The following is a 435-nucleotide window of genomic DNA, read 5'->3' as shown; positions in this document are numbered from 1 at the left end:
TTGTTACTGATTTATGGAGACGGCGGAAATACAATGGCATCCATTGACCTAGCTAAAACTATAACACTATCTATATTGCTTTCAAAAACACCTGTACCACGACGAATTTCAAGAGAATAGGTATAGGTGCCTGGGCCTGGAGGTATATCAGTCCACGTTAAATTCTGGGTATCAATTATAACAGAACTAGATCCTACTGGTTTAACGAAATTGATTACGTGTGAATCAGCCTCGATTATTTGTACATCTCCAGTTCGTGTGAACCTAAAAGTTAAGCGACAGGTATACAATGTACCTTCGTTAAAAGTGTCAATTACAGTTTCAATCATTGAATCTAGCCTTACTCTTTCTCCTGGTATTGTTGTAGTTATGTCAACTTGTAAAATAGTTTGGAAAGTGAAACTCGGATTTTCCGGAATATCCAACCTCTCTGTT

At 37.5% G+C, this 435-nt stretch carries 1 protein-coding gene; it reads right to left on the bottom strand.

Annotation, left to right across the window (positions count from 1 at the left end; all coding sequences use genetic code 11):
- Nucleotides 1–11 precede the first annotated feature (11 nt).
- On the bottom strand, nt 12–435 hold a 424-nt coding region (locus tag SB753_RS34905; protein WP_410804598.1), incomplete at its 5' end, for a hypothetical protein.

The sequence above is a fragment of the Paraburkholderia sp. SIMBA_053 genome, assembly GCF_046534895.1.
Classification (GTDB): Bacteria; Pseudomonadota; Gammaproteobacteria; order Burkholderiales; family Burkholderiaceae; genus Paraburkholderia; species Paraburkholderia caledonica.
The sequence above is the reverse complement of the archived record's forward strand: the minus strand, read 5'-3'. Positions and strand labels throughout refer to the sequence as shown.